We start from the raw sequence: 16,058 nt of genomic DNA on the forward strand, positions 1-16,058 counted from the left end.
ACATTTGCTCTCTGTCGCCCGGGTTAGATCATTCGGCGCAACGCCGCACAATCCTCGGCATGCCAATCCGCCAATTCCGGCCAAGGGTTCTCCGGCAAGTTCACCAACACCGTCTTGGTGCCCGCTGCCCGGCCACAATCCAGGTCAAAGCGGTAATCCCCGACCATCACCATGTCGCGGGGTGCTACGTCCCAAGCCGCCGCCAGTTTCAGCAACCCACCGGGATCCGGCTTGTGCGGCGCATCATCGCGCCCCAGCACATCCTCAATGGCAAAGCAGTCCGCCAGGCCTATCGCCTCCAGGGTGATATGGGCCAGCTCCCGCGCATTGCGGGTCAGGATCCCCAAGCGATAACCGCGCCCGGCCAATTCGCGTACCAATTCCACCGCGCCTTGCGCCGCCACCGAACCCAGGGCCAGCTCGCGCTCGTGCTCCAGCAACCAGGCGTGCTTGGCCGCTGCAACCGGCGCCGGCAAGGCCGCCAGGTGCGTGAGGATGTCGTCTTCAGGTGGAATGTCCAGCGCCACGCGGATAGCGGCAAAATCATGCACGGCCACCGTGAGGGTGCCGTCCATGTCGAACACCCAGTGCCTAACGTCGCCGAGGCTCATGCCCAATCCTTGCGATGGCGGATCAAACCTTCCTGGGTCACCGACGCCACCAGTTGCCCGGCGCGGTTGTACACGCTGCCCCGGGAGAACCCCCTGGAGTTGCCAGCCCACGGGCTGTCCATGGCGTACAACAACCAGTCATCGGCACGCAGGTCGGCGTGGAACCACAGCGCGTGATCGAGGCTGGCGACCTGCATGTCTTTCTGCCACACGGTCTTGCCATGGGGCAGCAGCGAGGTGGTCAGCAGGCCAAAGTCCGAGGCATAGGCCAACAGGTATTTATGCAACGCCGGTGTGTCCGCCAAGGCACCGTCGGCACGAAACCACACGTACTTGACCGGGTCGGACGGCTGCGGGTTGAACGGGTCTTTTTCGGTGACCGGGCGCACTTCGATGGGCTTGGGGCACAGCAGCTTGTCGCGCATGTGCTCGGGGATCAGGTGCGCACGTTGCTGGGTCAGCTCCAGTTCCGACGGCAGGTTTTCCGGGCCCACTACCACCGGCATGGTGGTCTGGTGCTCGAAGCCTTGTTCGTCGTACTGGAACGAGGTCGTGCAGGTGAAGATCGGATTGCCCTTTTGAATCGCGGTGACACGACGCGTGCTGAAACTGCCACCATCGCGCACGCGGTCCACCGAATACACCACCGGCAACGCGGCATCGCCAGGGCGCAGGAAATAACCGTGCAGGGAATGTACATGCCGCGCTTCTTCTACGGTCTGGCTGGCCGCCGACAGTGACTGGCCGAGCACTTGGCCGCCGAACAGCTGGCGAAAGCCCAGGTCCTGGCTGCGGCCGCGAAAGAGGTTCTCCTCGATCGGCTCCAGGGTCAGCAAGTCCACCAGATCTTCCAATACTTGGCTCATAGAGCAACTCCTACAATCAATAGGGCATTCCGGGCTGCTTATCCGTGCAGCGTGTCCAACCATTGGGCGCGGGTGATGCGGTACAAAACATGCGGTCGCAGCGGGTCACCGGCTGCGACTTTCGGGTGTTCAAAATCTGCCTGCGGATCGTAATGCATACCGATGGCCTGCATGACTTTTTGTGAGGGCAGGTTGCTCTCGGTGGTGAAGGCCAGGATTTCGTCCAGTTGCAAGCGGTCAAAACCACAGCGCAACGCTGTCCAGGCGGCCTCACTGGCATAACCCAGGCCCCAATGTTCGCGGGCCAGGCGCCAGCCGATTTCCACCGCCGGGGTAAAGCCGGCTTCAAAGCTGACATTCGCAAGCCCGGTCAGGCCGATAAATTCGCCCGTGTCCTTGCGCTGCAAGGCCCAAAAACCAAAGCCATATTCAGCAAAATGCCCGCGAATCCGGCCGATAAGCGCGGCGCTTTCCAAGTGGCTCAATTGAGCCGGAAAGTAGCGCATCACCTGCGGGTCGGCGCACATGCGCGCAAAGTCCGGCAGGTCGCTGTCGCGCCATTGGCGCAGCACCAAGCGTGCACTTTCCAATTCCAGTATCGGCTCCATGGGTCCCCCCTGCCTTGCCATGTGCGTGAGTGTACAGCGCTGTTAAGATTCGTCGCAGGTTCCCGTCAGAAAATCCCATGCCCTTGCCATTGATCTACCACGAAGACTACAGCCCTGAGTTCCCGGCGGACCACCGGTTCCCAATGGACAAGTTTCGCCTGTTGCGTGACCACTTGGTGGACAGCGGCCTGACCGAAGACAGCCAATTGCTGCGCCCGCCGCTGTGCCCGGCAGACATTTTGGCCCTGGCCCATGAACCGGGGTATATCGAACGCTACATGAGCGGCGAACTGTCCCGCGAAGACCAACGCCGCCTCGGCCTGCCGTGGAGCGAAGCCCTGGCCCGGCGCACGGTGCGCGCGGTGGGCGGCTCGATCCTGGCCGCCGAACAAGCCCTCGAACATGGCCTGGCCTGCCATTTGGCGGGCGGCACCCACCATGCCCATTACGATTATCCGGCGGGTTTCTGCATTTTTAATGACCTGGCGGTGATCAGCCATTACCTGTTGGCCAGCGGCCGGGTCAATCGCGTGCTGATCTTCGATTGCGACGTGCACCAGGGCGACGGCACCGCACGCATCCTGCACGACACGCCGGACGCCATCACCGTGTCGCTGCACTGCGAAAAGAACTTCCCGGCACGCAAGGCCCAGAGCGACTGGGACATCCCGCTGCCCATGGGCATGGGCGATGCCGACTACCTCAAGGTGGTGGATGACGCGCTCAACTACCTGCTGCCGCTCTACCAGCCGGATCTGGTGCTGTACGACGCCGGCGTGGATGTGCACAAGGACGACGCCCTTGGTTACCTCAAGCTGACAGACGAAGGCGTCGCCGCCCGTGATGAAAGCGTGATGCGCCACTGCCTTGGCCGCGACATACCGGTGATGGGCGTGATCGGCGGCGGTTACAGCAAGGACCGCCCCGCCCTCGCCCGCCGCCACGGCATCCTGCACCACAGCGCGCAGCGGGTGTGGACGTCATCAGGCTGTCATTGAGCTGTGGGCGTTACCCACAATGCCTGTGGAACGGCCTGTGGATAACTTGAGCGTAAGCGGCTGCAAGCGAGTAGCCGCATGGCCTGTAGGAAAGTGTACGTTTTTTGATCAGGCAGCGGCGTCATGGTCGGGTAGAATGCTCGGCCTATTCACATCACCGTAGCCCTGCCCATGCCTCAGACTTCTGCCCACCACGTCTCCATTATCGGCGGCGGCCCTGCCGGGCTGATGGCCGCTGAAGTCTTGAGCCAGGCGGGCGTGCGCGTGGACCTGTACGACGGCATGCCTTCAGTGGGGCGCAAGTTCCTGCTGGCCGGCGTAGGCGGCATGAACATCACCCACTCCGAGGCGTACCCGGCGTTCCTGTCGCGCTACGCTGAACGCGCGCCGCACATGGCGCCGCTGCTGCGCAGCTTTGGCGCCGAGGCGTTGTGCGAATGGATCCATGGCCTGGGTATCCAGACCTTTGTCGGCACCTCCGGCCGCGTATTTCCTACCGATATGAAAGCCGCGCCACTGCTGCGCGCCTGGCTCAAGCGTCTGCGGGAGCAAGGTGTGGTTATCCACACCCGGCATCGTTGGACGGGTTGGAATGACGAGGGCGATTTACTTATCCACAGCCCGGACGGCGAAAAAGTTGTCCACAGCGACGCTGTGCTGCTGGCCCTGGGCGGCGGCAGCTGGTCGCGATTGGGCTCCGACGGTGCATGGCTCAACCTGTTTGAAGGCAAAGGCCTGCCCTATGTGCGACTGCAACCGAGCAACTGCGGGTTTGAAGTGTCGGCATGGAGCGCGTTGATGGTCAGCAAATTCGCGGGCGCACCGTTGAAAAACGTCGCCATTGGCCTGGGGGATGACAAGCCTCGGTTGGGCGAATGCGTGATCACTGCCACCGGCATTGAAGGCAGTTTGATTTACGCCTTGTCGGCGCCGATTCGCGAAGCGATCAACCGCGACGGTGCGGCCACGGTGCATATCGATTTACTGCCCAGCAAGCCGTTGGACAAGGTGCAGGCCGCATTGGCCAAGCCCCGTGGCTCGCGTTCGATGAGCAAGCATTTGCACAGTCAGTTGGGATTGGATGGCGTGAAAGCGGCGTTGTTGCGCGAGCTGACGCCCGCTGAACACTTCACCGATCCGGCGCAATTGGCGGTGGATATCAAGGCGTTGCCGTTGACATTGGTGAAAACGCGGCCGATGGATGAGGCGATCAGCACGGCGGGTGGTGTGCCGTTTGAAGCGCTGGATGAGCGGTTGATGCTCAAGCCGTTGCCTGGGGTATTTTGTGCGGGGGAAATGCTGGACTGGGAGGCGCCCACTGGTGGGTATTTGCTGACGGGGTGTTTTGCCAGTGGTAGAGCGGCTGGGCGGGGGATTTTGGAATGGCTCCACCGCTGATCGTTCCCACGCTCTGCGTGGGGATGCCGCCAGGGACGCTCTGCGTCCCGCTTTAGGTTCGTGACGCAGAGCGTCACAGGATGCGTTCCCACGCGGAGCGTGGGAACGATCAATCACTTCTTCTTACGCGGCCCAGTGTTAAAAACCGGCACCTTGCGCACCGGCTTGATCGAAGGCTCGGCCGGCGCCACTTCCCCACTGTCCACCCACTTGCCCAGGTTGCGCTTGCCGCCACCGCCGGACGTTTTAGGCTTCTTCGGCTTTTTCGGCTTCTTGACCACCTGCCCGCTGGCATCGGTGTCCGGCACGCGGTGCTCCGGCTCGAAATCCGGTTCCATCTTGCGGGTGAGGGTCTGACGGGTCAGCATTTCGATCGCCGAGAGCATGTTCACCTCATCGGCACACACCAGGGAAATCGCCTCACCGGTGTTGCCCGCACGCCCGGTACGGCCGATACGGTGGATGTAGTCCTCGGCCACGATCGGCAGGTCGAAGTTGACCACCAGCGGCAGGTCTTCGATATCCAGGCCACGGGCCGCCACATCGGTGGCCACCAGGATTTGCACTTCGCTGGCCTTGAAGCGGTCCAGTGCGCGTTGGCGGGTGGCTTGGGGTTTGTCGCCATGGATGCCGTCGGCGTTGATGCCCAGGCCCTGCAACTTGTCCACCAGGGCGTCTACGCCGTTGCGGGTCTTGGCGAACACCAGCACTTGCTTCCAACGGCCTTTGCGCATCAGGTGCACAAACAGCTCCGGCTTGCGCTTCTTGTCCACCGGCACCACCCACTGCTTGACGGTGTTGGCGGCAACGTTGCGTGGGCTGACTTCGATGCTCAGCGGGTCGTTGAGCATTTGCCCGGCGAGCAGGCGGATGTCATCGGAGAAGGTCGCGGAGAACAGCAGGGTCTGGCGCTTTTTCGGCAGCATGCGATAAATGTTGGCAAGCTCTTCGGAGAAGCCCAGGTCGAGCATACGGTCGGCTTCATCCAGCACCAGGGTTTGCAGCTGGTTGAGCTTCAGCGCGTTCTGGCGGAACAGGTCGATCAGGCGGCCAGGGGTGGCGACCAAAATATCCACACCCTTGCGCAGCTTCATCATCTGCGGGTTGATACTCACGCCGCCGTACACCGCGTAAGTGGTCAGCGGCAGGTGCTGGGCGTACTCGGCAACGCTGGCGTGAACCTGCTCAGCCAGCTCGCGAGTGGGGCACAGGATCAGCGCACGCGCCGAGTTGGCGGCGACTTTCGGCCCTTCCATGGTCAGCAGTTGCAGCAGCGGCAAAGCGAAACCTGCGGTCTTGCCGGTGCCGGTCTGGGCCGCGGCCATCAGGTCGCGACCGGCCAGCACGGCCGGAATGGCTTGCGCCTGCACCGGCGTCGGGGTCTGGTAGCCAAGCGTCTCAAGGGCGCGCAGCAAGGGTTCGATCAGGCCAAGGGTGGCGAAAGTCATGTAGTTACCGTAGGAAAAATTCAGCGCAAGGGCGTAATGCGCGGCAGTTTACCTTATTTCGGGTTTGGGCTTGCGCCATTGGGGCAGGCTGATCAGCAACACCGCGCTGATGATCACCAGCATTGCCAGGGCTTCTTCCAGGCCGATGCTCTCACCGACGAACACAATCCCCAGTAACACGGCCACGGCCGGATTCACATAGGCGTAGCTGGTCGCCGCTGCCGGGCGTACGTGCTTGAGCAGGTACATATAAGCGTTGAAGGCGATGATCGAGCCGAACACCGTGAGGTACGCCAGGGCCAGCCAGCCCTCCAGCGGCGGCATGGCCTGCAGGTGCTCGCCAGACAACGCGCTGACCAGCAGCAGCGCCACGCCGGCCACGAGCATTTCTGCGGCACTGGCCATGGCGCCTTGGGGCAGCGGCAAATGCCGGCTCCACACCGAGCCGAAGGCCCAGGACGCCGCCGCCATCAACAGCAACACCGCGCCCAGTGGGCTCGACTGCAAGGTACTGCCCATGTTGAGCATGGCAATGCCGATGATCCCCAGCAGCACCCCGGCCCATTCCAACCGCGTATTACGTGCGCCCCAGAAAAACCCACACAGCAAGGTAAACAGCGGCACCGTCGCCACCGCCAGCGCGGCCACGCCGGACGACACGCCCATATGTTCCGCCACGCTGACGCCACCATTGCCCACGGTGAGCAACAAAATGCCGATCATCCCGGCCGCCTTCCACTGCGGCCAGGTCGGCGCCGGCACCCCGCGCCACCTCAGAAAGCCGTACATCAACGCACCCGCCGTGCAAAACCGAATCCCCGCCAGCAACAGCGGCGGCCAGTACTCCACGCCAATGCGGATCACCAGGTAGGTGGAACCCCAGATCACATACAACGCAAAAAAGGCGGCGATCAACGGTAAGGGAAAGCGACGTGGGCCAGGCATTGGGCGGCTCTATGGCAGGAAATGGGAGACTTATTCTAGAAACGAAGGTGGATAAACTTAAGTTACAAAACCTGTTTAAAACGCCAATACACTTCTCAAACCATGGTTATCAAGGCTATAAACCGTGCTTTCGAAAGCCATGCGCAACCGGAGCCTTATCATGGACAAATACGACCGCATGCTCCTCAGCGCCCTGCTTGAAGATGGCCGTGCTTCCTACGCGCAACTGGCGCGCACCGTGAACCTCTCCGCCCCCGCCGTGGCCGAACGCGTGGCCAAGCTTGAGGCCAGCGGCGTGATCACCGGGTACCAGGCCAAGGTGGATTTATCCAAAGTGGGTTTGCCGATTCAATGCGTGATTGAACTGCGACTGACCAACCATGGCAGCCAAAAGGTTTACGACGCCCTGGCGGAAATACCCGAACTGACCGAATGCCACCGGGTCACCGGCGACCCGTGCGTGATCATGCAAGCGGCGGTGGGCTCGATGCCCGAGCTGGAAAACCTGATTAACCGGGTGGCGAAGTTCGGCTTCAGCAAGACCTCGATTATTTTGTCCAGCGCCATAGAGCGGCGGGTGCCGTTGGGGCAATTGGAAGCCAATGGCAAAAATGCTGGCTGATCTGCCCAAGCGACGCGGTCAACTGTGGGAGCTGGCTTGCCTGCGATGGCGCCAGTGGCTTCACCGGTTGCCCGCCGCGCCCCCTGTAGGAGCGAGCTTGCTCGCGAAAAACCCGAGGGCGCCGCGTGCATTCAGGACGCCAGCGTCACCGTTGGCGTTCTTCGCGAGCAAGCTCGCTCCTACAAAGGGCTCGATCTGCGCTGGACGATCAGATCGACTATCTGCTCGATGGTCGTGATGTGATCCCAATCCTCCTGCGTCGCTTGCAACTTGAACTGCCACTTGATCTGCATGACAAAGCACGTCAGATCGTCATCAATGATGTCGAAGTCATGGATGAAATCGGTTTGCTCCGTCACATCGCTTCGGTCGATAAAGCCGATGATATCGACGAATAGCTGGATCACTTTTTCGCTGATGTCGGCTCTGGTCAGGCTACCTTCCATTTCTCGCCTCATAGGCACACTTACCAATACTGACTAGGTCAAAGACTGCAAGCCCGGCAGCAACGAAGGGTATGCCTCGCCCGATGATGCCAAATACCCGAACCGTGCCAAACGTTGCCTTTGCCATTCTGGCCATGGTGGGTTGCCTGATCAATGTACGAGGGAAAAAGCGCATGCCGATCAGGCTAGCCAGGTTCGTGGTTTTGCTGGAGCCGACGTGAACCCAAGCACCCACCGCAATTTTGCTTATCGGTATGCCCGCCGCGCCAGTGATCACGGTGGCTGCCGTGAGGCCGTAGTGTTGCTGTGTACATTTCCAGAGTTCATCAAACGTCGTATCCGGCACAGCGGGGTCAGCGTGAATCGGCTTGAGTAACTGGTAATGAGGGCCATGACTCCAACCTGGCGAACTCGGCAACACCATGACTGCCGGGCAGCTTGTCATCGTGTTGCCCACATGAAACGCCATGCTTGAACTGGAGCCCAGATCAATGCCATTTGATTCAAGTTCCAACTTGCTTCGCATAATCGCTGTATGAAGATCGCTTTCCTGCATGACTGTAATCCCTGTGCATGAGTGACAGACGGGATGGTAGGTCGCAGTAAGACGCGATAGAGGAGTAAAGAGGAAAACCAGAAAGGTCCTAGGTCATAGCCGGATTTGGCCTACCGACCATTCAGCGCTCAGGTGAAAGAGACCTCAAAACCTCCGTGTTTCAGTGGCCAGCAAGACCGATCCCTTTCATTTGCGGGACGTTTCCGAGAGAATCCCACGGCCTTGTTTCCGTCGGATTCGGTAGCTAGTCTCGCTCTGTCATCGAATGTTCGGTGACCGGACGTGCAAGTCCGATGGCAAGCAAGATCATAAAACCTACAGCCAATATGCCTGTTATGGCGGCTGTGCGTGGGAGGCCTTCGGGCCTGCTGGGTTTGGATCCTTGCCCCGGTCTTGCACACCTACGCACAGTTGCCACCCTAATTCGCGTGCAAGCGAACGGTGTCGACTTCTTCCAGCAAGGAGTTTCACCATGGTCAAAAAAGTCACCCCCGATCCACCCCAGCCCAAAACCGACTTCCTCAGCGAAGACGCCCTGCTCCACCGTCGTGCCATCGACTACTACCTCAAGGCATCCGCCCCGGATGCGCCGATCTTTATCCTGAATGACAACCTGAGCTTCGAAGACGCCCTGGCCCATGCGGCGGAGTTGTTGCACTGCGCGGTGGAGACAGCGAATGCGTCGGGTGAGGTGATGAAGGCGCCGCAGCGGGCGGTGATGCATTTGGTGGAGATGGCGAAGGGGGTGGTGGACCAGGCGCTGGAGTGCGCACAGCCTCGATAGTCGACGCATAACCCCCTGTGGGAGCGGGCTTGCCCGCTCCCACATTGGCACTCCAGTGTTTGCTGATCGTTCCCACGCTCTGCGTGGGAATGCCGCCCTGGACGCTCTGCGTCCGCTCTTAAAGTCGTGACGCGGAGCGTCACCAGATGCATGCCCACGCGGAGCGTGGGGACGATCAGCGCCAGGCCTTAAAACCCGCGATGTTTCTTCAGGTGCTCATTGATCTTCGCCGCCGGCACTTTCTGCAAGGTGCACAACAGGTCATGGGACAGCTCCCGCAGGCCGTGGGTCTGGCGCAGTTCCCGGGCCAGGTGCGCGGTGAGGTTGGCGGCCATTTCCGCATCCGCCAGCGCCCGGTGAGCCTGGCCGGTGTGGGGCAGTTTGGCGTAGGTGTTGAGGGTGCCGAGCTTGTGGTTGGGCGCCGCCGGCATCAGGCGGCGAGCCAGGAGCAGGGAGCAGGCAAATTTTTGCAGGCGGGTGCGGCGGATCAGGCCAAGCTCAAAGTCCCAGAACTTCTGGTCGAACGCGGCGTTGTGCGCCATCAAGGGCGTGGTGCCGACGAACTCATTGACTTCGTTCATCACTCGTTCAGCCGGTGGCGCGCTGCGCAGCATGGCGTTGCTGATGCCGGTGAGCTGTTCGATAAACGCCGGTATGCGCACGCCAGCATTCATCAGGCTCTGGTAGCGGTCCACGATTTGCCCGCGCTCAAGGATGACCACGCCAATCTCCGTGGCCCGGCAGTGGCTGCTGGGGGTGATGCCGGTGGTTTCAAAGTCGATGACCGCTATACGTTCCAAACCCGTTCCAACTCCGTTCTACGATCTATTTGAGCAACAACGCGCCTTCGATCGGCACATAGTGGCTGGCGGCGCGTATCAATGAGTTGGCCGTCAGCCCCGGCACGCCGTAGGCCACGGCCCGCACGCCATGCTTGTGGATAATGCGCTCGAGCAGCATGTCGAAATCACCGTCACCGGAGGCCAGCACGACTTCGTCGACATGGTCGGCGGCGTCCATGATGTCCAGCGTGATGCCCACGTCCCAGTCGCCCTTGGCCGAGCCGTCGCTGCGCTGGATGTACGGCTTGAGTTTTACCGTAAAGCCCAGGTTGCGCAGGATCTGCTGGAACTGCTGCTGCTTGCTGTCGCCGCGGTCGATGGCGTAGGCGTACGCCTCGACAATCTGCCCGCGCGCGCTGATGTCAGCCCACAGGGCGGCGTAGTTGAAGTGGCAACCATAGGCCTGGCGCACGGTGTAGTAGAGGTTTTGCACATCGGCGAACACTGCAATTTTTTTCACCGCACTTCCTCATGGACAGCCAGGCGCCAGCGCCCGGAAAGGGCGCCAGTATGCCAGCCAAGGGAGCGTTTCCGGGAAAAAATCAGACCGGAGCGCCGCAGCGCCCCGGCGTGGTGTGTCAGACGAAGGAATCGTCGTCGCCAAAGGATGAGGAATCGTCGGAATAATCGCTGTCGGCGAAGTTATCAGAGTTGCTGCCCCAGCTGTCATTGCCGGCAAACTTCTGGTCATCGTTGCCCCAGTTGCCCTGGTCACTGGCCGGTGCCGGTTGTTCGATGATTTCTTCCACCACCTGCGGCTGCTGGTTGTGATGGAACAGGCTGCTGATGCCTTCGGCCAGCAACACCCCACCGGCCACGCCGGCGGCGGTTTTCATGGCGCCACCGAGGAAGCCGCTGCCGGCTGGCGCGGCGGCCGGTGCTTGCGGCGGTTGGTAGTTCTGCTGCGGCGCTGGCTGACCAAAAGCGGGTCGCGCCGGCTCACGCCAGCCGCCACCTGTGTTGCTCGGCGCAGGCTGTGGCTCACGGGAGCCGCCGCCAAAGATGCTCGACAGGAACCCACCACCGCTGGCCGGCGCCGGTTGCGTGGCCTTGGCCCGTTGCAGCTCGTCCTGCAATTGCTGGATTTGCTGGGCCTGTTGCTTGTTTTGCGCGTCGAGGCTCTGCAGCGCATGTTCCTGCACCAGAATCGACTGGGTCATGTAATAGCCGACGGCGGGTTGGCGAGCCATATGCTCCTTGATCCGCGCTTCGGCCTGGGCGTCGCGGGGGGCTGAGTCCGTTTCGGCTTGCTGCAACCGTGAAAACAGTCCATCGATCAGGGTTTGCTCTTCGCTGTTCATGGCGACCTCGTTAGATTGCCGATAAAAAATTCCGGTCCCGCCTGTGATCAGGCTGGGGGCTTTCCAGTTATGGGGATGTTACGAGTTGTTTCAATGGTCTTTACTCAAGGTTTACGTTTGCGCCCCTTGGACCCTGATCGGTTAAAGTGTGGCCCTCTGCTTCCAGGCCTGTGATGACCCTGATGAATCCGTTAGACGTTTTGCGCGACTCCTTCCGCTTTACCCAGCGCAACCTGGGCGCCATCGTCCAGCTGTGCCTGCCATTGGTGATCCTCGAAGCCTTGTTGCAACAGGTGCTGGACCACACGCTGGGCCCGGATGCGTTTCCCGGCTACAGCGTGGTCGTGGGTTTGTTGGTGTACCCGCTGTACACCGGCGCCCTGATCCTGTTTCTCGATGCCCGCACCCGGGGCGAGTCGCCGCGCACCAAGGACGTGTGGGCCATGGCCTTGAGCCTGTGGCCGCGTTTTGCCCTGCTGACAGCCATGAGCACCTTGCTGATTCTGCTGGGGCTGTCGCTGTATTTCCTGCCGGGCTTGTGGCTGATGGTGGTGCTGGCGTTTGCCGAATACCTGCTGGTGCTGCGCGGTATGCCGGCGTTGGCGGCGATGAAGGAGAGCTTTCGCCTGACCCGCGGGCATTTCTGGCGCATCCTGGTGTGCCTGCTGTGCGTGATGACGCCGTTGTGGCTGCTCAAGGGCGCCAGCGTGGCGGCCTACCCTGAACCGGCGCCGTTGCTGGGGCTGCTGATGGACAGCGCCCACAGCTTCCTACAACTGTTCACCAGCGTGGTGCTGTTCCGTTTATTCATGCTGATCGGTGGCGACGCCGACGTGCGGTGATATGCTCCGTGGCTCTTCTGACACGCATATAAGCCGAGCCGATGACCCGTTTATTGCGCATCACCCTGTTGAGCCTGTTAATCATCACCGGCCTGCTGGCCGCGCTGATCTACAGCCTGACCTGGCGCCCTGCCGACAAAGAGACCCTGCCCGTCAGCTGCGTGGCACCCCGCGCGCCGACGCTGTTGCCGGGGCAGGCGCTCAAGGTCATGACCTGGAATGTGCAATACCTGGCCGGCAAGAACTACGTGTTCTGGTACGACACCCCGGACGGTAGCGGCCCCGACGATCGCCCCACCGTCGAAGACATGGCCTTTAGCCTCGACGAAGTGGCGCGGGTGATTCGCGACGAACAACCCGACATCCTGCTGTTGCAGGAAGTCGACGAAGGCGCCAAGCCTTCCCATTATCAGGACCAGCTTGCGCTGTTACAGGAGCGCCTGGTCGACCTCTACCCCTGCAGCGCCCAGGCGTTCGACTGGAAGGCCGACTTTGTGCCCAGCCTGCATATCTTCGGCAGTGTCGGGCGCAAGCTCGCTACGCTCAGCCGCTATCAGATCGAACACGCCGAGCGCCTGCAACTGCCGGCCGCCGAAACCAACTTCATCAGCCGGCAGTTCCAACCTAAACCTGCGTTGCTACTGACTTACCTGCCCTTGAGCGATGGCGGCCAACTGGCGGTGCTCAATACACGCCTGGACGGCGGCGCACCTGGCCGCTCGGCAGCGCAACAACAAGTGCAAGCCACGGCCAAGCTGCTGGACAAGTTCGAAGGCCGGGGCACGCCCTGGTTGATCGGCGGGGATTTCAATCTGCTGCCACTGGGCCAATACCTGCGCCTGGACGCGGCTAAGCGTGGGCAGTATGCGCCGGACAGCGAGTTGCACCTGCTGTGGGACAAGTACCCGATGATCCCGCGTAACGGCGAGTCCAGCGGGATTGATCGAGAAAAATGGCTGACGCACTTCCCCAATGACCCGAGCCTGGACGGGCCGGATCGCACCTTGGATTATCTGTTCTACAGCCCGCGCATCAAGCGGGTGGAGGCGAAGGTGAGGCAGGAGGACACATTGCGCATTTCCAACCATCTACCGGTTATCGCCCGCTTCCTGCTGCCTGCCGCGCAATAACCCACACCCTTAATCTTTTGTGGGAGCTGGCTTGCCTGCGATGCCGCCGATGCGGTCTTTCAGTGACACCGCAGCGATGCGATCGCAGGCAAGCCAGCTCCCACATTTGAACTGCATCGCGCCTACTTACGCGGCTTGATCCGGGCCGTCGCTTCGGCCACCAACGGGTCATCCGGCCAGTAATGCTTGGGGTAGCGCCCTTTCAAATCCTTCTTCACCTCGGCATAGGTACTGCGCCAAAAGTTCGCCAGGTCCTGCGTGACCTGCACCGGTCGCCGCGCCGGGGACAGCAGGTGCAGCTTCACGGCCAGGCGCCCACCGGCAATGCGCGGGGTGTCTGCCAACCCGAACAATTCCTGCAAGCGCACCGCCAGGATCGGCGGCTGTTCGCTGTAGTCCAGGCGTACCGATGACCCTGAAGGCACTTTCACATGCTGCGGCGCCAGCTCTTCCAGGCGTTGGGGCAAGGGCCATGGCAGCAGGTTGTGCAGGTAGCTGGAAATATCCAGGTTGGCGAAATGGCTGAGGCGCGAGACCTTGCCCAGGTAAGGCATCAGCCAGTGCTCCAGGCCCGCGAGCAGGGCCTTGTCACTGATGTCGGGCCACTCGCTGGTGTTGCCGGCATCCAGTTGGCGCAGCAGCATCACACGGGCTTGCCACTGACGCAGTTCCGGGGTCCAGGGCAGCAGTTCCAGGCCTTTGCGGCGCACCAGGTTGACCAGCGCCTGGTTGCGAGCGGATTCGTCGAGGCCGGTCAGGGGTTCGCGGCTGAGCACCAGTTCACCGACTTTGCGTTGGCGCTCGGCACGCAAGACGCCTTCGCGCTCGTCCCAGTCGAGTTGGTCGACGTTGCGCACTTGCTCGGCCAGCACCGTGTCGAACAGCGCCGGGTCAAAATCCGCCGCCAGGTAGATGCGCTCTTCACGCTGGCCCTGGCGGCTGCCCAGGTCGGCGATCACCAGCCAGGGTTGTTTCATCAGGCTGTCGGCTTCGGCAAACAGCGCTGCTCGGCCATTGGCCAGACGATATTCAGCGCCACCAGGGCGCCGTTGCTGGGCGACGCGGTCCGGGTAGGCCAATGCCAGCAAGGCGCCGAGCCAGCGCGGATGGTCGGGGTTGTCCACCGGCTGGGTCGCCTTGCCGCGCAGGTAGCCACGGTATTGCCGGGCCAGTTGCTTGGCGCGCTGCACGCCCCCCTGGGTGCCGCGCGCACGTTCTTCACCGGACATCAGCGCCAGGCGGCTGTGCAAATCGGCACCGCCGCCGCGCAAGATGTCGCGTTCGCCCAACAAGGCTGCCACGTCGCAGGCGGTGGCGGCGAGGCCCAGGTCCTGGCCACGTAATAACAGATGGGCGATACGCGGGTGAGCCGGCAACTCGGCCATCTTCTGGCCATGGGCAGTGAGGTTTTCTTCGTCCAATGCACCGAGGCGTTGCAACAGATCTTGGGCCTGGGCATACGCGGCAGCCGGTGGTACGTCCAGCCACACCAACTGGTTGGGCTTCACACCCCAACGGGCCAGTTGCAAGGCCAGCCCTGCCAGGTCAGCGGCGAGGATTTCCGCGCTGCCATAAGTGGCCAGACCGTCGTGCTGGTCTTCGGACCACAACCGGTAACACACCCCCGGCTCCAACCGCCCTGCCCGGCCGGCGCGCTGGGTGGCGCTGGCGCGGGAGATGCGCTGGGTGTCGAGGCGGGTCATGCCGCTGCCGGGGTCGAAACGCGGCACCCGCGCCAGCCCGGCGTCGATCACCACGCGTACGCCGTTGATGGTCAGGCTGGTCTCGGCGATGTTGGTGGCCAGCACCACTTTGCGCTTGCCGGCCGGCGCCGGGTCGATGGCGGCGCGCTGGGCGTTGAGGTCCAGCTCACCGTGCAACGGGCATAACAGTACATCAGGGCGATCACCCAAGGCCTCAGTCAGTTGCTGGTTGACCCGGCGAATCTCCGCCTGCCCCGGCAGAAATACCAGCACACTGCCGGGCTCGTCATGCAGGGCTTCGAGGATAGTTTGCACCACGCGCGGCTCGATAAACTCCCCGGCCTGGTACGGCCGGCCCCAGCGCATCTGCACCGGGAACATGCGCCCTTCGCTGCGCAGGATCGGCGCGTCATCCAGCAGGCCGGCCAAGCGCTCGCCTTCGAGGGTGGCGGACATCAGCAGGATCTTCAGCGGCTGCTCGTCGCGAAACAGCTCGCGACCGTTAAGGCTCAGGGCCAGCGCCAGGTCGGCATCGAGGCTGCGCTCGTGGAATTCGTCGAAGATCAACAAGCCCACGCCGTCCAGCGCCGGGTCGTCCTGCAGGCGGCGGGTGAGGATACCTTCGGTGACCACCTCGATACGCGTATTGGGGCCGACTTTGCTGTCCAGCCGAATGCGGTAGCCCACGGTCTCACCGACCTTTTCACCCAGTTCACTGGCCAGCCGCTCGGCAGCAGCACGGGCAGCCAGGCGCCGGGGTTCGAGCATCAGGATGGTTTGCCCGGCGAGCCAGGGCTCATGCAACAAAGCCAACGGCACGCGGGTGGTTTTACCGGCGCCGGGGGGCGCTTCCAGCACGGCTTCATGGCGATGCGCCAAGGCGTCACGCAGGGCGGGTAAAACATCATCGATCGGCAACGAATTCATACTGGCTCCAAAGCAGAGCGGCGAGTATAAC

17 protein-coding genes are annotated in these 16,058 nt (G+C 62.1%); 6 read left to right on the forward strand and 11 right to left on the reverse strand.

Going from position 1 to position 16,058, the window contains the following annotated elements; all coding sequences use genetic code 11:
- Positions 1–23: 23 nt before the first annotated feature.
- From AB9N64_RS13870 to AB9N64_RS13880, 3 genes are read right to left on the reverse strand one after another with little or no spacing between them, the layout of a single operon-like run.
- Positions 24–611: an HAD family hydrolase gene (locus tag AB9N64_RS13870; RefSeq protein ID WP_166406218.1), complete on the reverse strand. Its 588-nt coding sequence runs from the start codon at positions 609–611 to the stop codon at positions 24–26.
- Positions 608–1,477, reverse strand: coding sequence for an acyl-CoA thioesterase II (gene tesB, locus AB9N64_RS13875; protein ID WP_014720043.1), 870 nt, complete (start codon positions 1,475–1,477; stop codon positions 608–610). The genes AB9N64_RS13870 and tesB overlap by 4 nt, the downstream gene beginning before the upstream one ends.
- A 38-nt stretch (positions 1,478–1,515) precedes the next feature.
- Positions 1,516–2,085: a GNAT family N-acetyltransferase gene (locus tag AB9N64_RS13880; RefSeq protein ID WP_014720044.1), complete on the reverse strand. Its 570-nt coding sequence runs from the start codon at positions 2,083–2,085 to the stop codon at positions 1,516–1,518.
- A gap of 77 nt (positions 2,086–2,162) precedes the next feature.
- On the opposite strand from AB9N64_RS13880, the gene AB9N64_RS13885 reads away from it, so the two are divergent.
- A complete protein-coding gene (locus AB9N64_RS13885; RefSeq protein WP_102666350.1) occupies positions 2,163–3,083 on the forward strand; it encodes a histone deacetylase in 921 nt (306 codons plus the stop codon).
- A gap of 171 nt (positions 3,084–3,254) precedes the next feature.
- On the forward strand, positions 3,255–4,481 hold the full coding sequence (locus AB9N64_RS13890) for a TIGR03862 family flavoprotein (RefSeq protein ID WP_020301741.1): 1,227 nt from the start codon (positions 3,255–3,257) through the stop codon (positions 4,479–4,481).
- Positions 4,482–4,594: 113 nt separating this feature from the next.
- On the opposite strand, the gene AB9N64_RS13895 is transcribed toward AB9N64_RS13890, so the two are convergent.
- Positions 4,595–5,929 (reverse strand): DEAD/DEAH box helicase, encoded by a 1,335-nt coding sequence (locus tag AB9N64_RS13895; RefSeq protein ID WP_073452103.1) that lies wholly within the window; start codon positions 5,927–5,929, stop codon positions 4,595–4,597.
- A 48-nt stretch (positions 5,930–5,977) separates the two neighbouring features.
- Positions 5,978–6,874, reverse strand: coding sequence for a drug/metabolite exporter YedA (gene yedA / locus AB9N64_RS13900; RefSeq protein ID WP_014720048.1), 897 nt, complete (start codon positions 6,872–6,874; stop codon positions 5,978–5,980).
- A 160-nt stretch (positions 6,875–7,034) separates the two neighbouring features.
- Between yedA and AB9N64_RS13905 the strand changes: the two genes are divergently transcribed.
- Positions 7,035–7,496 carry an Lrp/AsnC family transcriptional regulator gene (locus tag AB9N64_RS13905; RefSeq protein ID WP_014720049.1) on the forward strand — a complete coding sequence of 154 codons (462 nt, stop codon included), beginning with the start codon at positions 7,035–7,037 and terminating at the stop codon, positions 7,494–7,496.
- Positions 7,497–7,675: 179 nt separating this feature from the next.
- Here the strand turns inward: AB9N64_RS13905 and AB9N64_RS13910 are convergent, their stop codons facing one another.
- On the reverse strand, positions 7,676–7,942 hold the full coding sequence (locus AB9N64_RS13910; RefSeq protein WP_019818047.1) for an acyl carrier protein: 267 nt from the start codon (positions 7,940–7,942) through the stop codon (positions 7,676–7,678).
- The gene (locus tag AB9N64_RS13915) at positions 7,932–8,498 is read right to left on the reverse strand and encodes a hypothetical protein (RefSeq protein ID WP_032873225.1); all 567 of its coding nucleotides are present in this window, start codon (positions 8,496–8,498) and stop codon (positions 7,932–7,934) included. Before AB9N64_RS13915 ends, AB9N64_RS13910 begins: the two co-directional genes overlap by 11 nt.
- A gap of 472 nt (positions 8,499–8,970) precedes the next feature.
- On the opposite strand from AB9N64_RS13915, the gene AB9N64_RS13920 reads away from it, so the two are divergent.
- Entirely contained in the window at positions 8,971–9,282 is a 312-nt protein-coding gene (locus AB9N64_RS13920; RefSeq protein WP_014720050.1) for a DUF6124 family protein, read from the forward strand.
- A 188-nt stretch (positions 9,283–9,470) separates the two neighbouring features.
- Here AB9N64_RS13920 and AB9N64_RS13925 read toward each other — a convergent pair whose 3' ends face one another.
- The 3 genes from AB9N64_RS13925 to AB9N64_RS13935 all read right to left on the reverse strand — a co-directional run bounded on the left by AB9N64_RS13925 (position 9,471) and on the right by AB9N64_RS13935 (position 11,425).
- On the reverse strand, positions 9,471–10,082 hold the full coding sequence (locus tag AB9N64_RS13925; RefSeq protein ID WP_014720051.1) for a PolC-type DNA polymerase III: 612 nt from the start codon (positions 10,080–10,082) through the stop codon (positions 9,471–9,473).
- Positions 10,083–10,107: 25 nt separating this feature from the next.
- Entirely contained in the window at positions 10,108–10,584 is a 477-nt protein-coding gene (locus tag AB9N64_RS13930) for an NYN domain-containing protein (RefSeq protein WP_003194396.1), read from the reverse strand.
- 118 nt (positions 10,585–10,702) lie between these two features.
- Complete coding sequence (locus AB9N64_RS13935) at positions 10,703–11,425, reverse strand: DUF2076 domain-containing protein (protein ID WP_032904154.1); 723 nt, start codon at positions 11,423–11,425, stop codon at positions 10,703–10,705.
- A 182-nt stretch (positions 11,426–11,607) separates the two neighbouring features.
- Here AB9N64_RS13935 and AB9N64_RS13940 point away from each other — a divergent pair, with 182 nt between their 5' ends.
- Entirely contained in the window at positions 11,608–12,267 is a 660-nt protein-coding gene (locus tag AB9N64_RS13940; protein ID WP_032904195.1) for a YciC family protein, read from the forward strand.
- 41 nt (positions 12,268–12,308) lie between these two features.
- Entirely contained in the window at positions 12,309–13,397 is a 1,089-nt protein-coding gene (locus tag AB9N64_RS13945) for an endonuclease/exonuclease/phosphatase family protein (RefSeq protein WP_102666349.1), read from the forward strand.
- 122 nt (positions 13,398–13,519) lie between these two features.
- Here AB9N64_RS13945 and hrpB read toward each other — a convergent pair whose 3' ends face one another.
- Positions 13,520–16,027: an ATP-dependent helicase HrpB gene (hrpB, locus tag AB9N64_RS13950; protein ID WP_106111423.1), complete on the reverse strand. Its 2,508-nt coding sequence runs from the start codon at positions 16,025–16,027 to the stop codon at positions 13,520–13,522.
- Positions 16,028–16,058 lie beyond the last annotated feature (31 nt).

The sequence above is a fragment of the Pseudomonas sp. KT_2_4 genome (genome assembly GCF_041410225.1).
In the GTDB taxonomy this organism is placed as follows: domain Bacteria; phylum Pseudomonadota; class Gammaproteobacteria; order Pseudomonadales; family Pseudomonadaceae; genus Aquipseudomonas; species Aquipseudomonas paracarnis.

Excerpts from the sequence above, each read along its gene's own strand:
- AB9N64_RS13870 (WP_166406218.1), bottom strand. The coding sequence starts at position 611 with ATGAGCCTCGGCGACGTTAGGCACTGGGTGTTCGACATGGACGGCACC.
- tesB (WP_014720043.1), bottom strand. The coding sequence starts at position 1,477 with ATGAGCCAAGTATTGGAAGATCTGGTGGACTTGCTGACCCTGGAGCCG.
- AB9N64_RS13880 (WP_014720044.1), bottom strand. The coding sequence starts at position 2,085 with ATGGAGCCGATACTGGAATTGGAAAGTGCACGCTTGGTGCTGCGCCAA.
- AB9N64_RS13885 (WP_102666350.1), top strand. The coding sequence starts at position 2,163 with ATGCCCTTGCCATTGATCTACCACGAAGACTACAGCCCTGAGTTCCCG.
- AB9N64_RS13890 (WP_020301741.1), top strand. The coding sequence starts at position 3,255 with ATGCCTCAGACTTCTGCCCACCACGTCTCCATTATCGGCGGCGGCCCT.
- AB9N64_RS13895 (WP_073452103.1), bottom strand. The coding sequence starts at position 5,929 with ATGACTTTCGCCACCCTTGGCCTGATCGAACCCTTGCTGCGCGCCCTT.
- yedA (WP_014720048.1), bottom strand. The coding sequence starts at position 6,874 with ATGCCTGGCCCACGTCGCTTTCCCTTACCGTTGATCGCCGCCTTTTTT.
- AB9N64_RS13905 (WP_014720049.1), top strand. The coding sequence starts at position 7,035 with ATGGACAAATACGACCGCATGCTCCTCAGCGCCCTGCTTGAAGATGGC.
- AB9N64_RS13910 (WP_019818047.1), bottom strand. The coding sequence starts at position 7,942 with ATGGAAGGTAGCCTGACCAGAGCCGACATCAGCGAAAAAGTGATCCAG.
- AB9N64_RS13915 (WP_032873225.1), bottom strand. The coding sequence starts at position 8,498 with ATGCAGGAAAGCGATCTTCATACAGCGATTATGCGAAGCAAGTTGGAA.
- AB9N64_RS13920 (WP_014720050.1), top strand. The coding sequence starts at position 8,971 with ATGGTCAAAAAAGTCACCCCCGATCCACCCCAGCCCAAAACCGACTTC.
- AB9N64_RS13935 (WP_032904154.1), bottom strand. The coding sequence starts at position 11,425 with ATGAACAGCGAAGAGCAAACCCTGATCGATGGACTGTTTTCACGGTTG.
- AB9N64_RS13940 (WP_032904195.1), top strand. The coding sequence starts at position 11,608 with ATGAATCCGTTAGACGTTTTGCGCGACTCCTTCCGCTTTACCCAGCGC.
- AB9N64_RS13945 (WP_102666349.1), top strand. The coding sequence starts at position 12,309 with ATGACCCGTTTATTGCGCATCACCCTGTTGAGCCTGTTAATCATCACC.
- hrpB (WP_106111423.1), bottom strand. The coding sequence starts at position 16,027 with ATGAATTCGTTGCCGATCGATGATGTTTTACCCGCCCTGCGTGACGCC.